The organism is Allochromatium vinosum DSM 180 (assembly GCF_000025485.1).
GTDB lineage: Bacteria > Pseudomonadota > Gammaproteobacteria > Chromatiales > Chromatiaceae > Thermochromatium > Thermochromatium vinosum.
Genome location: NC_013862.1, coordinates 25572 through 39929, shown reverse-complemented (window position 1 = coordinate 39929; position 14358 = coordinate 25572). Strand labels below are relative to the sequence as shown.

Here is a 14358-nt window from a genome sequence, read left to right as displayed (position 1 = left end):
TTACAAATTTACATTTGTACATATGTGCAAATTAAGCTGGAGTCTTACCCTGATCAATCAGGTGCTGGATTCGAGCTTTGGCGTCCTCCCAGCTCTCTCCCGGATGGGCGTATTTCTCGACGTACTCTCGTGTGAGCTTGGGTTTCGCAGCAGACTTTTTGCGCGGAGGTTGAGCTTCCCGCTTGGCTTCGATCTTGAAGATTAAGGCGGTGATTGTGCGTCCACGTTTACGCTGTTCCATTGTGACCTTCAGGTCACTGTGCTTGTTGATCTGTTGCACGGCCGGTGTGACAACCCAGCGTTTTAGCTCGGTAACACTGGAATAGGCGTTATCAATCATCAGCATGGTTTTAATTTCGTCAATGCTTAGTTGACGCTCCCCGATCTTCACCCACTGCTTGAGCAGTTCGTAAAGCCTGATTGCGTAGACCGAGGACATGGGCGCAACGTGTTTGATCTGATAGCGGGTGAACTCACTTGCCAAGTTTGTAAGAAACGGCAGCACCTTGGGGGCAAAGTAGAGATCGACGTAGCCTTCATCCTCGACATAAGTAATCGCGGAAACCCAACGACTTTTAGTGTACTTGTTAGGATGAGCAGTAGTAGCCGCATCAATAATGACATCACGTTCATAGAGTCGTGATGCACCATCCCGTAACAGCTCATAGGCTTGCTTGGACGGCACACGGAACAGTTTGGCTAGATCGCTTGCATGTAGAGGGAAGGGCGTATCAGAAGAAATTGGGGCCGCTCCTGGCCGACTGTCGATCTGAGCGATGGTTGCTAGAAGGATGCGTAGCTCGGCCAAAGACAAGGAGTAGCACGCCTCAACCAGACTGTTGGACTTGGTGACGTAGATCGGCTTGAGCTTCGACAATTTCTGATACCAGTAATTTTTAGATACTCATATTACTATAATACCCGGAATCTCTCGTGGTGTAGCCCGGAATCTCTACTGGTATTGCCCGGAATCTCTCGTGGTGTAGCCCGGAATCTCTACTGGTATTGCAGTATAAAATATTGATTTATAAGAAAAATATCGCACCGAAAAGATTAAAAGGGAAAGTATAGAAAAGCAAACCGCCCCTGTGGATAACTTTGCTCGCCTGTGGATAACCGAACGGCAACCAACCGAAAAGCGCTCCATTATCCTACAAAAAGTGTCCGATTAAGCCACCAAAGTCACCCAGTCTCAAGCGATCCAACCTCACCTGAAACGTCCTACCAGTCTGAAAAGTCCTAAAAATGCAGTCTCCAAGTGGTAGTGTCTTCAAGATCAGCGCCTGGAACCCAAGCCATCGAGCAGACTGAGATATCCACGATATTTAGACTGATCAGTATTTGATCGGGCATTCAGCCGTCAGCCAGGTGTCCAGTCCGGATCAGGCCATCGAGCATGGTCCCCCTTCACCCTGACGGCCTGAAGGACTACGATCGACGCCATTCAACAGCCGTCTACGGTCGAGCCAAGGCCGTCGACCCCATCCCAACCGGTTCGAGACACAGGAGGCGAGATGCAGACTGTTCGAGCAAGGCGATTGGGCTTGACGTGGTTCGCCGTCCTCCTGGGCGTGCTGATCCTGGTTTTGGCCATCACCGGTTGTGCTATGGCCGATCCAGCCCTCGACACCGACCCGGTGGCCTGCGAGCGAGCTGGTGGCCAGATCAAGCGCGTGTGTCTTGCGCAGCAGCCGATGTGCGTCATCCCCTACCCTGATGCCGGTCGTCCATGCCGTGATGCCTCAGAATGCGCTGGATACTGTCTGGCGAGCTTTGGCGCTCAGATCGGCGAGCGTGTTCAAGGCACCTGCGAACACGACAACAATCCGTGCGGGTGTCGGTCCTATGTCGAAAATGGGCGGGTGGTAGATGGGCGTTGTGTAGACTGAGACCTCATCCGGTTGTGAACGGATCGCACCATCCTCGCTGAGGATGCACTCGACTTCATGATGGACGTGAGTCGATGGAAAGATCCAAACCCATCGATCCATTTTCCCTTTACACGTCTCCGTCAACGGGGTACGATCCAGATCAATCCACTGACCGTCACCAGTCAGACAGGGACGGTCGACAGCCACACACCCCGCCCAACATTGGGTCCAGGAAGACGGGAGGTAGGACATGCGTGTTCAGGCTAGGGGATCAGACTCCCCGTTCTCCAGCGCCCATGGTGGCGTTTCCTGCATTTCCTCCAGCGTTCCCGCTATCGTCCAGGTGGGCGATCTAGCCTATCTCTCCTGTTTTTCCGATAGATCCGACATCCTTTCGTACCCTGCAAAGTCTGTAACTTTTCGGTTGCGGGCTGCTTTGATGCGTTCAAATACTTTACTCTAACTGATCAGGTGTTTTTCAGTGAACAAACCGTTCATCTTGACAGAGCTAAAAGCCAGTGATTTCGACTGAAGTCTATCCTGTCAGTGCTGAAACAGGCTCAAGGTCGCAGGCAGTATGAGCGATAGTAAAAACATCGTTTTAGTACATGGAATATTCGATACTGAACGCATTTTTAAGAATGTCTCAAACCTGATGACGGCTCATGGATATAAAACGTTTTCCATAAACCTTCGTCCCAATTACGGAATTGCAGGAATCGAAGATTTAGCCTTTCAGTTGAAAATTTTTGCTGAGAGTAAAATACCAAGAGGCGAACAATTCTCTTTGATTGGGTTTAGTATGGGCGGGATCGTCAGCAGGCACTATCTTCAGAATCTTGGAGGAACGAACAACGTAAACAAGTTTATTGCTGTATCAAGCCCACACTACGGGACTGTATTGAGTTACTTGTTACCGCTCAAAGGTAGTTTGCAAATGCGGCCAGGAAGCACATATCTTAGAAATCTGAATAGTAATGTTGACTCATTATTGCCAGTGCGCCCCGTTTCTTTTTGGACAAAATACGATCAAATGATTATTCCTCAAAAAAGCGCAATTATGAGTGTTGGTGATTCCGTTCAAATGCCTATATTTCCGCATAGAAGAATGGTAACAAGCAAACTTGCCTCTCATGCTTTAGTTGAGTGCATTCGTAAAAACGAATTTTGAGTAAGCTGAATCGTAACGGTTCCAGCGATCAATCATAGTAAACAAACTATATATCAAACAAAATGAGCTTGAAAACTCAATCTGGAAAGTTAGTTGTTCTTGCTTTGACGGCTGTACTCTCGCAGCAAGCTTTTTCAGCGTCTGTTCCGAAACTCAGTAGTTCTTGCCCCAACGGTTATCGTACCGACGGTTCAAGTGGCTACTGCACACCCATTTCTTCATCAAAACCGGCTCCGCAAGTTGTTCAGAAATTGACCAACATTTGTCCCAATGGCTATCGAACGGATGGTTCCAGCGGCTACTGTACGCAAATATCGTCTTCAACGCCTGCTCCCCGAGTCATTCCAAAAACGGGAACTAGCTGTCCAAGCGGCTTTCTTACAGATGGCAGTAGCGGGTATTGTTCAGAAAACAAATAAGGCTATCGCACTAAAATCAGGTTGAATAATTAGATAATAATAAATTTATAGGTTTTGACATGCGTTTATTTAAACTTGCCCTAATCGCCCTTGCTTTTATGCATGGATCAGCCATGGCCAAATGCCTACCTGATCCAAGTTTTTCAGATGAGTGCCGATACCCACAAGGCGATGCTTGGTGCGCGGAACATGACACTAACAGTCCTTATGCATATTCAGATCAATGTCTGGAAAAGCGTTCCGGGAATGTTGCAAAAGCTGTAATACCACAACGATTTTATGGGCACTGGGAGCAATCAGTTGATGCCTGTAAGAATGGTTCGGAGATTTATGTTTCCATTGAAACAACGAGCTTCTCAACAGCCGCTCAGTATTGTGAGTTGAAAAAAATATTGACTTCTAGTGAATCTTATATTTCAGGCGTTTTTAGTTGCAATGTAGAAGATACTGGAGAATATAATGAAAATTATACGCTTCAAATAAAAAACGGCACTTTAGTTGTTAACGATGATGATAAGAATGTGTTTTTTTATTGTAAGTAAAATGCCTTCTAATTAGTTTAAAAGCTATGATGTTTAAAAGAAATATTTTTTACGCGATAGCTATCATGATCGGATACCTACCAGCGTCTGGTAGCGCAGTAGCCGATACATTGATATCCGGTTTGGATCGAACCATAACTTGGAATCATCCTGAAGAATTTTTTGCCGCATCCTCATTGGATCTTGAATTTGAAGCGCCAATCAAACCGGATCGGCTGATTGTCAAAAGAGCCTCACAAGCGGGAATGGACTACCTTGTAATGTTCGAGAATTTAAATATTGCCAGTTATTTGCCGACAGATTTTGAGAATGATTGCATTGATGAAAGTAGTGAAATCGTTGAAAGCTGTTTCGTACAGGCCGGAACACATGATTTTGATGCCGATGGCTTGCCCGAAATTATTTTAGCCGTTGGTGATGGATTTGTTAATCTTCAAGTCAATGTCTTTTCTTACCATCCTCCAGCACGCCCTGCCGATGCGATCCGGACTGAAAATTGGGAATTAATCGGAAATTTTTCAGGTCAATCAAAGGTGGTAATCAAAGGGAAATCGGTGATTATTCCGTTTGGAAGCCAAGGCTTAGAGCAAAAAATGGTTTTTATCGATCGGAGTTTTTTTGAAATAGATCATTAGATATGGCTCGATACTCCGGACTTACATTTTTGGCAAGCTTCCGTGCTCTTGCGTCCTGTTGTACCTGCTTCTACCAACTATCAAACAGATCCGTACCGATTCAATTCATCGACAATCTCTTGGGCCGCACGCTCAATGCGCGACTCATTCACCGCCGTCATTCGATCGGTCGCAAACTCTCGCCATAAGAGTGGCGAGCGCGTCCCGCTCAGTCGGCGAAAGACATTTAGCAAGGTCTCATCTTCTGAATCCTGCACCTCGGCCAGCAGGTAGGTGAGTTCGGCCAGGATATCCGCATCCGTTGGACGACACTCCAGCGCATATTCGCCTCGACCATCGCTGAACAGATACCAGCCGAGCGGGAGTTTCACGTCCGTCTCGACCCGATTGAATACGCTGATCGATGCACCGCTTTTCTCAGTGGGATCAGCGAGGGTGACACCAACACAGTTGCCAGTGTCAGGATCGTAAGACTTGATGATTCGCATCGGGTTTTCTCCGGTGGCTATGGCTTCAGAATGGAATGTCCGCATCATAATCAAAGGAGTCGTCCGGCTCCGTTAACCCGCGATACGGCAATCTGGACAGTCGCCAACGCAACACGTCCGATCTGGGATCTGAATCGCAAGGAAACGGCGGACTTTGCTTCCAAATCCAGTGATTCATTGGCGTATCGGAACGAATACCGGCGCGGTACTGAAACCGTACCAGCGTCCGCAAGGCCAGCCATTCATCCCGCGTCATGGTACGGTGTCCATATTGCGGACAGCGCGCAAGGAAGAGCGCATGAGCACTGGACATCGCATGGCTGAAATCAGTGATGGTCTGCCGCTTCAGCTTGGACGTGCGATTCTTGACGATCCCCATTCGTTCATCTCTCGCGATTCATACAGATTCGTGATGCGCCATCGAATGTCTTAATTTACAGCAGGCATTCAATACCGAATGTTCCCAATGATAGGCTATGTTCAAATGGCTGCAAGTACGGATTGCAGTCTTAGAAGAGCATCAGCGATCCGGATCGTTACTCGACGCAGATCCACTCGCCCTGGAACGTTTCTTGACCGCTTGTGATGGGGTCGCATTCGACTTCGCCCATTCCGCCTGCATCTTCCGTAACGCCACTAACTCCCCCTCCTGACGCGCGACCTGCTCACGGGCCAGTGTCCGTTGCTCGCGTTCCTGCTGCATCTCCGTCGTCAACGTCTGCACCTGCTGATGGGCGTGTTCAAGCTGGGCTTGAAGCGTTCCAATCTGCGTCGCTTGTTGCTGCAATTCGTGACGTAACCTCTCCCGTTCTTCCTGAAGCTCTTGCATCTGTTGCTCCAGGGTTTCAACCGTCTGCGAGGCATCTTCTACCTCTTGTTCCAGCGCCTGTCGATCGTGCTGCCACTGGTCTCGACCGGCTTGTAGCGTTTGCTCGGCTTCTTGATGCGCAAGCGCCTGGATTTCCAGGGCCAGTTTATACAGTTGCTTTGAATACTCGGTTTCAAGTCGATCGAGCACATTGACGATGCCATCGGGGAGGGGCCGTGGTTCGGGTTGGGGGAGGCCCTGGGCCTGATGGCGATCCCAGACCGTCTTGAGGCGATTCGGGGCGCCACTCCCGATCACTTGGCGTAAGGCAAAGCCGGTCACATTGCGACCCTGCTCGACCAGGGCGCGGCCAGCTTCAATGATTGCTTCATCGGTGACTTCCACGGGACGCATGGGGCGGTTCCTCAGATCGGAGTGGGGCGAGTGTCCCAACGATAGCACACCGGATCAGACATGACCAACGATTAAACAAACAAAGATAGAAATAAAGTAATCAAGAAACAAACTAACAAAAGAAACTAACCCCGATCTTCAAGCACCGGTCGGTTCTTGAAGCTGGCAGCGGGTCGGCGTAGGGTACGAAGGGTGTTGGATGACGCTGGAGACCCCCTCGATGACCACGCTCGCCTATCTGCGAGTCAGTACCGATCAGCAAACCGACTCCGGGGCCGGCCTGGAAGCGCAGTACGATGCCTGTCTGAAAGCGGCGGGTGAACTGGCCGGGGTTTATCGCGATGAAGGGGTGTCGGGGTCGACCGGGTTGGACAAGCGTCCGGCGCTGCTGGAGGCCATTGGAGTCTTGAATCCAGGCGATGTGTTGATGGTCGCCAAACGCGACCGGCTCGGGCGTGATCCGCTGGTGGTGGCCATGATCGAAAGTGCCGTGCAACGCAAAGGGGCGCGCATCATGTCGGCAGCCGGGGAGGGGACCGGTTCGGACAGTCCATCCGATATTTTAATGCGGCGCATCATCGATGCCTTTGCTGAATATGAGCGCCTGATCATCGGTGCACGCACCAGGGCGGCTCTCAGGGCCAAGAGGGTTCGTGGTGAACGTGTGGGCGGGATTCCCTACGGGTATCAGTTAGGATCGGATGGGCGTGCCCTGATCGAGCAGCCCGAGGAACAGGTGATCAAACGGCAGGTGCAGACGTGGCGCGAAGCCGGAATGAGCTACAGCGGGATTGCCAAGCAACTGAATGCGCAAGGGGCGATTCCGCGTGGGAAACGCCATTGGCATCCGCAAACAGTCAAGAATATCTGTCTGTCGATTGGAGCTGAAGGAGAGAACGATGAACGACGGCGAGCTGGTGGAGCGTATTGTACACGGTGATGTCGAGCGTTTGGTGATACGGCGTGATACCTGTACCGGACAGTTCGGGATCGTCGCGGAATGGCTCGATGGTCAAGGCGAACAGCACCTAGAACCGTTCAGCGACACCCTGGATGACGCCTGGTCACGGGTGCGCTGGATGGGGTGGCAGCGTGACATCGTGATACAGGGTTGAGCGATTCAACCTTGTGGCTTGAAGCGATTATTTTATAACAACGATGGTTAGATCGTTGGAATACGGTTGAGCTTGAATCTTAGAGCCGCGTTTATTGACGCGGTTGCTTGGATTCGTCACTCCGACTGTGAATGAGCTGTCGATAGACATTGACCAACACGCGCTCACGGTAGGTTTGGGGATGACTGAGGCGGCTCAACTCATGGTTCCAGTGTTGAACCTGCTCCTGTTGAGAGCGTTCCGGGGTGTTGTAGAGGGATGTCGTCTGCATCATGTTGCCCACGCCGCTTGTCGTTGCCTGAATCATTGGTGGGGCAGACACTAGAGCGTGGCGACGATGAAAACAGAGACGTCCTTCACAGATGTGCGCCGTGGGATGAGCCACGGGGGTGAGGCGATGGCGGTTCTGTGAACAGCCTCACAGGTGTTCGCTCCCGGAATCCGACCGGTTTGACCTCCGCACTCCGTTCTTGACAGTGGATGTTTGTTGGCGTAATAAGTTGTAACACTTACAACTATCGATGAAGCCTCTTCCATGCAAAAACTCGTCAACACGGGCGTCAAGCTCGAAGCTGGGTTGCATCAGCGTTTGAAAGTCCTGAGCGCGGCCAAGGCCCGCAGTCCCCATTGGCTGATGAAGGCCGCCATCGAGGAGTATGTGCAGCGCGAAGAGCGCTATGAGCAGGAAAAACGGGAGGATCAGGAGCGCTGGGAGCGCTACCAGCTCACCGGGCGTTCGGTGTCCCAGACCGAGGTCAGTGCTTGGCTGAGTACCTGGGGGGACGAGGCGACAGGTGAGGTGGCCCCGCCATGCCCGACGTGATCTGGCTTCCGGAAGCCATCGATGACCTGGAGCGATTACGGGCGTTCCTGATGGACACACATCCAAAAGCTGCCCGCCAAGCCGCGCAAGTGATCGTGAAGGGGGCGAGTCGGCTGTCGGACTTCCCCGAAATTGGCCCGCCGATGGACGATGGAACCGGGCGACGGGAGTTATTTGAAGCCTTTGGGCGGGGTGGCTATGTTCTGAGATACCGGATCGACGACGGTCGCGTGGTGATTCTGCGGGTGTGGCACGCCAGAGAGCAGCGCGAAACACCTTAGACGCTACTACGAGCCTTGTTGACGCCGAATCACCCGAATCACCGTGGTGGGATGCCAGCGCCCCACCAGGTGGCAGTCAAGAGACGAAGATCAAATAATTACAGTCGTTTCTAAGTGTAACGGCTCTGACAGCCGCGCGCCCCGTTCACGTCGACCCACATCGTCTCAACGCCCCATCCAGGATGGCCGTTAGCACGGATCTTCAGCGATCAGCCCATTGAGCAAGTGACAGACTATCAAGGTTGGTCTTTCGTCTTGGCCTGTGCTTTTACCGGGTCACAGCCTAGAAATGAAGCTGGAAAGTGTACATTTTGCGTCGAGTGTTCGGAAAATATCCAAAAAGTTGACCTGGGTCACGAAACGATCAGTGAAAGCGCTGCTACAATCAGCTTCCAATGCAGTCAATGCAATAGGAGTAAATTCCTTCTAAACAGCGGGATAGTATTGTGTTCTGCCTTGCACGCTTCGCGGTCCAGCGTCACTTAATAGCGTCTTTAAGACGCAAAAAAAGATGATTCGCCGTAAGCGGCGAGGAATATGTCTGAATGGATTAAAGCTAGCTAACAAAGAGGTTTATTACTATGCCACTTCCAATCATTATCGGTGCCGCTGCTTTAGCAACGGCTGCTTATGGAGCCAAAAAAGGCTACGACGGTTATCAAAAACATTCTGAGGCAGATGAAATTGTCAAAAGCGCTAAAAGTCGCTATGAAAGAAAAAAAACTGCTTTTGATGAACAGGAAGCAGAAACTACACTTTTCCTCGAAATGCTTGGAAAAAAAGAGTTAGAAATCGGCCAAAGCTTTGGCGAATTTAAGACTCTAGCCGATAAGCTTCTTCAGCAATTGCAGGCAAATCGCCAGAATAAACTGGAAATACGTATTCCTAAGCATGAACTGCAAAAAATCGAAAGCTACAGCTATACAGCCGTGGGTGTGCTAGGCACTGTTGTTGGTGCCGGTGCAGCCGGTGCAGCGGCAGGTTTCGCGGTTTATGGTGGTGTCATGGCTTTGGGTGCCGCATCCACAGGTACAGCGATTTCATCACTTGCAGGCGTTGCTGCAACCAACGCAACCTTAGCGGCTATTGGTGGTGGTTCGCTAGCGACAGGCGGCTTAGGTATGGCCGGTGGTACAGCTATTCTAAGTGCAGCCGTTGCGGCACCGATATTGGCAATTGCAGGATGGGCTTATAACAGTCATGGTGAGGAGGCGCTTAAGAATGCGCGTAAGGCTGACACTGAAGTCAGTGAAGCTGTCGGAAAGCTTGGCAGGGCGATTGAACAGTTGATTTTAACCGAGGAATATGCGCGTAAGATCAAAGGTGTACTTTCCTCGATTTATGGTCAATTCAATCAGTACTTTGATAGCCTTAAGGAAATCGACAGTTTCTTGGAAGACCTGAAAGGCCGAAATGTTGATAAAGAGGCGGAGCTAGCCAAACTCAATGATGAAATTATACGGATTATCGAAAATGGTTATGCTTTGGCGGCTATTCTAGTAGATGTTATTACAACGCCAATATTTAAGGTCAAAAAAGTCAATGGGGAAGTTCTGAAAGATGAAAATGATGTGCCTGTAATGGAAAGAGATGAAGACGATTTTATGATTGTCAACGAGACGAATTTGGACAAAGTTTTGATCAAGGCTCGATCTGATGCTGGAGGGATCGCCGCGATCTGATTTTGTTAGTTAAATATTCGGGGGAGAAAATCCCCCTTTTCTTTATCTTATTTTTGTGAGTATTACTATGCAAACCGCAGCCGCTGAATATCCCTGGCTCGAAGAACTCGAAAAAACAGTTGTTAACAGCTTTGTCACTACTTTTGGATTAGATTTTATTTTATTTAAGGATAAGATTGGTGGTGATGTAAATACAATCCACAATGTTCGCCAAGGAACTTGGGCTACTGATGCAGAAAAGAAAAGTTATGAAAATCGAGGTGAATACTCTTCAGAAACTTATCATACACATGAAAATTATAAAGCAACTGGAAAAAGAGATAAACAGCTACAGCAGGAAGGCAAACTTTACTATTCATACAGTGACAGCGTTATGGATCGCAATGAGCAGCGTAATCTTGATCATGTAATCAGTGCTAAGGAAATACATGATGATGCTGGGAGAGTTTTAGCCGAGTTAGACGGTTCTAACTTAGCTAACCAAGATAGCAATCTTCAAACAACATCGGAGACTATTAATAAGTCAAAAAAGCAAACGCCTATTGATCAGTATCTGGAAAAACTACCTAATCTTATTAATACGCATGAAAAAACTCTAGACGACTATCAGCGGCGTCTTTCTAGTATGCCAAGTGATACGCTGGAACAAAAACAAAAAATTCGTGAACTTGAAAGCAAGATTCAAAAACAAGAGGAAAAAATTAAAAAACTTAAGTCTGTTGATCCTGATGCAATGCGAGAAAGAGATCGAGTTGCTAGGGAAGCATACAACCAGCAAGTCAATGTTACATACTACACGAGCAGCAAATTTTTGAAACAGACTGCTACAGCATCCGGTTTGGCTGGACTGAAGATGGGCACTCGACAAATGCTAGGTCTGATCCTGGCCGAAGTCTGGTTTGAGCTTCGTGTTCAAATTCCTATCATTTTTGAAAAAATCAAAAATAACTTTGATATTTATGAATTTTTCAACAGCATTCAAGAGACATTGCAAGGTATATGGCAGCGCGTTAAAGCGCGATTCCAAGATTTTTTGATTGCATTCAAGGATGGTGTTTTTGCAGGTGTTTTCTCTAGCGTTACGACCACTGTCTTTAATATTTTTGCCACCACTCAAAAAATGGCTATCAAGATTATTCGCGAGATGTGGGCGCATATCGTTAAAGCCATCAAATTGATTATTTTTAACCCTGAGCGACTTGGTTTTGTCGATCTCTGTAAATCTGTGGTGTCAATTTTGTCTGTGGCGGTCGCCACAGTAGCAGGAACAATGATTTACACTCAATTGATACCATTCCTCAGCTTTCCGTTTGGTAGCGAGCTAGCGGCTTTTGCCAGTGCGCTGATCACAGGAGTGATTACACTCGGACTCAATTATTTTATGATCTACAGTACATTAGCCCAAAAAATATGGGCTTTTGCTGAATCGATTATGCCTCATGCCGATTCTGTGAATAAATTCAAAGCGATCAATGCGGAACTTGATCGCTATTTGCTTGAGTTGAGTCGGCTTGAGTTTAATCTTGACACTGTTGAATTTCATGCTTTTTCGCAAGAACTGACGTCCTGCAATACTGAAATTGAGCGCAGCCTTCTTTTGAAGGCGGAAGTGGAAAAGCGAGGTATTGAGCTTCCCTACGAAATAGGTAATGCTACCAGTACTCGAAAGTGGTTGGCATCGTTAGTTTAAGTGAATAATGCAACACTTTCCCTGTAACCGTTGCGGACTGTGTTGTCAGAATGTCAATTTGGCTGAGGAAACACGATTTTTAGACCGTGGTGATGGAATATGCTCGCATTACAACGAAATAAGCAAATTCTGCACTATTTATGCCAACAGACCTGACATCTGTCGTGTAGACCTACAATATAGGCTGCACTATGCGCATTTATACAGCTGGAATGAATTCGTTGATTTAAACCTGCAAGCATGTCGTCAACTGGCTGAATTAAAAAAAATGGAGTTATAAAATGCGAGCTAACACATATATTTTAAGCGCTTTCGCTTTGACTTTACTGAGCGGTTTAGTTTCAGCCAAATGCTTACCGCAACCGGACGCCACTCCTGAGTGTCGATACCCAGTCGGGGATTCTTGGTGTGCTGAGAAAGATCGGGCGAATCCTTATGCTTACTCGGATCAATGCTTGGCGGCAGCCTCAAGTGCAGCCGATGTCGAAACGATCCGCTTCTGGAACACGAACAAGCTGTTTGCCAACCAGGGCCAGTGCTCGGCGGTATTCTTTTTTGACAGCGGACTGCAATCGATTGAAAACCTGCAAGTATCGTTTTCAGCGTTGAATGCTTCAGGCGAGAGTATCGCTACCGGAACCTTGGAGATCGCCACTTTCGGGAATGGATCGGCTGATCGCTACGCTGATGCGTTCGCTGAAAGTGAGCATTTTTGCGACGATGATCTGACCATTGTTGTCGATCAGGCTACGGCGATCATCGAAGGCAAGCAAGTCGACCTGCTAGCCCAGAAGGTGCTGGTTCCTGAAGATTTCAAACCGTTCAAGATTCGCACGACATCGGCGCGTAATACCGACAAAGCCGCAGCCGATACCTTAACAGTTGTTCCAAACCCAGCGTCCGACTGTGATTTAAGTTATGGTGAAACGCTGAAGAATGCAGGACTTGTACCCAAGGAAATCTCTATTCACGGACCGGAAGATACTGATTTTAGTGGCTATGGTTGCCCTTATCGAATTACTCCCGCTCCAGGTACAAAAATTCAGACAGGCAGCACCGTGACGTTTCGGAGCGCCTGGGAAGCCGGTTGACGCCAGGATCGTGTTACGGCTTGCGAAGCCTTGAAATCCGCGAAAATAGCTGGCCCGCCAGTGTCAATGCCAAGGGAGTGGATTCGGTGTGCAGGTCTTGATGACCACACGACGGGCATTCTGAAAAGTATTCACTGGGCTTCAGGGCGTCACTTTTAGGATGTACGGTTGTTGACCAACCGCATTGAGGACAGCGGTAGGTTCTCGGTTGCGGTCGAATCGGCATAGATCACCTGTTGGGGGCTTTGATGACACTCAAAACGATCGCACGGATTGTACTGGCTACGGGTCTGGCGTTGCAGATGCTGCACACGGTCGCGCAGCCGTCGTTTGACTGTTCCAAAGCCGCCACGCTAGTGGAAAACGCCATTTGCCAAGACCCGGAACTCGGCGCACTGGACGTAGTGTTAGCGGAACAGTATCAGGCCGTATGGCGTGCCACATCGGGAGACTCGGCCCGGCAGGCGCTCAAGAAGTCGCAACGGATATGGCTCGCCAAGCGTAACCAGTGCCAGGATCGCCCATGTCTGGTCAGAGCCTACCGTGAGCGCCTGGAGGCCCTGGAGGTCGCTGTCGCCGATCCGGAGTCCACGCGGTTCAGTCGTTGCCGCCTGGAGGTCCGGGGGCAGCGCTACATCGATGGTCCTTGTACGGGATCGCTGGATTCGGACGGTAGCTTCCAGATCTACACGCCGGCCTATTTTGCAATGGTCCAGGTCGAGCAACCCGGCGTCGCCCTTGGCTTCTGGAACGAGGACGCCTATGCCTCACATGCGCATTCAGATCTGGGGCGTCTGACCCGTGATGGAGCCTGCTGGACAAATGCCCAGGCCAGTGTGTGTGCCTGGAAGTAGCCGCGTATGCGAGGCCAACGCTTCACGGAGCCAACGCAGGATCGGAGCCACCCGTCGCGGTCTGTCGGTCGCCTGACGCTCCCGTTCATGGTCTTGGCGATCCTCGGATCGACCGCCTGGGCCGATCAGCGCTATACCATCCGCTATGCACTACGCCACGGACACAACAGCGTCTCCCATATCAGAACCGTCACAGCGGAGACGGAACGCACCGCCATTGAGATCGTCAAGGGACAGGCGCAGTCTGAACGCCCTGGTTATAGATTTGTTTTGAAAAGCGTGACGGTGCAACAGGCGTCGCCTACAAGCTATCGCATTCAGTATGAGATGCGTCAAGGATCGCGGAGTGTGTCATACTCCAAGATCATCCGCGCTGAAACCGAACGCACCGCTATTGAGATCGCTCGGAGTACCGCCGAATCCGAGCGACCCGGTTATACCTTTATCCTGAAGTCCTTGACTAGAAGGGATTGA

17 protein-coding genes are annotated in these 14358 nt (G+C 49.6%); 13 read left to right on the top strand and 4 right to left on the bottom strand.

Annotated features, from left to right (window positions below; genetic code table 11):
* Positions 1-31: 31 nt before the first annotated feature.
* Complete coding sequence (locus ALVIN_RS16370) at positions 32-877, bottom strand: RepB family plasmid replication initiator protein (protein WP_012979617.1); 846 nt, start codon at positions 875-877, stop codon at positions 32-34.
* Between the two features lie 1571 nt (positions 878-2448).
* Here ALVIN_RS16370 and ALVIN_RS17415 point away from each other — a divergent pair.
* The 3 genes from ALVIN_RS17415 (at position 2449) to ALVIN_RS17400 (ending at position 4638) form a co-directional block, all read left to right on the top strand.
* A complete protein-coding gene (locus ALVIN_RS17415) occupies positions 2449-3042 on the top strand; it encodes an esterase/lipase family protein (RefSeq protein ID WP_012979615.1) in 594 nt (197 codons plus the stop codon).
* Between the two features lie 478 nt (positions 3043-3520).
* Complete coding sequence (locus tag ALVIN_RS17405; RefSeq protein ID WP_012979613.1) at positions 3521-4003, top strand: hypothetical protein; 483 nt, start codon at positions 3521-3523, stop codon at positions 4001-4003.
* A 65-nt stretch (positions 4004-4068) separates the two neighbouring features.
* On the top strand, positions 4069-4638 hold the full coding sequence (locus tag ALVIN_RS17400) for a hypothetical protein (RefSeq protein ID WP_148217656.1): 570 nt from the start codon (positions 4069-4071) through the stop codon (positions 4636-4638).
* An 80-nt stretch (positions 4639-4718) separates the two neighbouring features.
* Here the strand turns inward: ALVIN_RS17400 and ALVIN_RS16365 are convergent, their stop codons facing one another.
* The 3 genes from ALVIN_RS16365 to ALVIN_RS16360 all read right to left on the bottom strand — a co-directional run bounded on the left by ALVIN_RS16365 (position 4719) and on the right by ALVIN_RS16360 (position 6348).
* Positions 4719-5126, bottom strand: coding sequence for a hypothetical protein (locus tag ALVIN_RS16365; RefSeq protein WP_012979611.1), 408 nt, complete (start codon positions 5124-5126; stop codon positions 4719-4721).
* 25 nt (positions 5127-5151) lie between these two features.
* Positions 5152-5505: a hypothetical protein gene (locus ALVIN_RS17395; RefSeq protein WP_012979610.1), complete on the bottom strand. Its 354-nt coding sequence runs from the start codon at positions 5503-5505 to the stop codon at positions 5152-5154.
* A 141-nt stretch (positions 5506-5646) separates the two neighbouring features.
* A complete protein-coding gene (locus ALVIN_RS16360; RefSeq protein ID WP_012979609.1) occupies positions 5647-6348 on the bottom strand; it encodes a DNA-binding protein in 702 nt (233 codons plus the stop codon).
* Between the two features lie 220 nt (positions 6349-6568).
* On the opposite strand from ALVIN_RS16360, the gene ALVIN_RS16355 reads away from it, so the two are divergent.
* The 10 genes from ALVIN_RS16355 to ALVIN_RS17380 all read left to right on the top strand — a co-directional run bounded on the left by ALVIN_RS16355 (position 6569) and on the right by ALVIN_RS17380 (position 14358).
* Entirely contained in the window at positions 6569-7288 is a 720-nt protein-coding gene (locus tag ALVIN_RS16355; protein WP_012979608.1) for a recombinase family protein, read from the top strand.
* A complete protein-coding gene (locus ALVIN_RS16350) occupies positions 7248-7463 on the top strand; it encodes a hypothetical protein (RefSeq protein WP_043796537.1) in 216 nt (71 codons plus the stop codon). Before ALVIN_RS16355 ends, ALVIN_RS16350 begins: the two co-directional genes overlap by 41 nt.
* Positions 7464-7998: 535 nt before the next feature.
* A complete protein-coding gene (locus tag ALVIN_RS16340) occupies positions 7999-8286 on the top strand; it encodes a CopG family ribbon-helix-helix protein (protein ID WP_012979606.1) in 288 nt (95 codons plus the stop codon).
* Positions 8274-8567, top strand: coding sequence for a type II toxin-antitoxin system RelE/ParE family toxin (locus ALVIN_RS16335; protein WP_012979605.1), 294 nt, complete (start codon positions 8274-8276; stop codon positions 8565-8567). Before ALVIN_RS16340 ends, ALVIN_RS16335 begins: the two co-directional genes overlap by 13 nt.
* A 581-nt stretch (positions 8568-9148) precedes the next feature.
* Complete coding sequence (locus ALVIN_RS16330) at positions 9149-10249, top strand: hypothetical protein (protein ID WP_012979604.1); 1101 nt, start codon at positions 9149-9151, stop codon at positions 10247-10249.
* A 67-nt stretch (positions 10250-10316) separates the two neighbouring features.
* Positions 10317-11939 carry a hypothetical protein gene (locus tag ALVIN_RS16325; protein ID WP_012979603.1) on the top strand — a complete coding sequence of 541 codons (1623 nt, stop codon included), beginning with the start codon at positions 10317-10319 and terminating at the stop codon, positions 11937-11939.
* Between the two features lie 7 nt (positions 11940-11946).
* Entirely contained in the window at positions 11947-12219 is a 273-nt protein-coding gene (locus tag ALVIN_RS18255) for a YkgJ family cysteine cluster protein (RefSeq protein ID WP_012979602.1), read from the top strand.
* A 175-nt stretch (positions 12220-12394) separates the two neighbouring features.
* A complete protein-coding gene (locus tag ALVIN_RS16320; RefSeq protein WP_043796536.1) occupies positions 12395-13030 on the top strand; it encodes an IrmA family protein in 636 nt (211 codons plus the stop codon).
* Positions 13031-13278: 248 nt separating this feature from the next.
* Entirely contained in the window at positions 13279-13884 is a 606-nt protein-coding gene (locus tag ALVIN_RS16795; RefSeq protein ID WP_012979599.1) for a lysozyme inhibitor LprI family protein, read from the top strand.
* Between the two features lie 87 nt (positions 13885-13971).
* Positions 13972-14358, top strand: coding sequence for a hypothetical protein (locus ALVIN_RS17380; protein ID WP_043796534.1), 387 nt, complete (start codon positions 13972-13974; stop codon positions 14356-14358).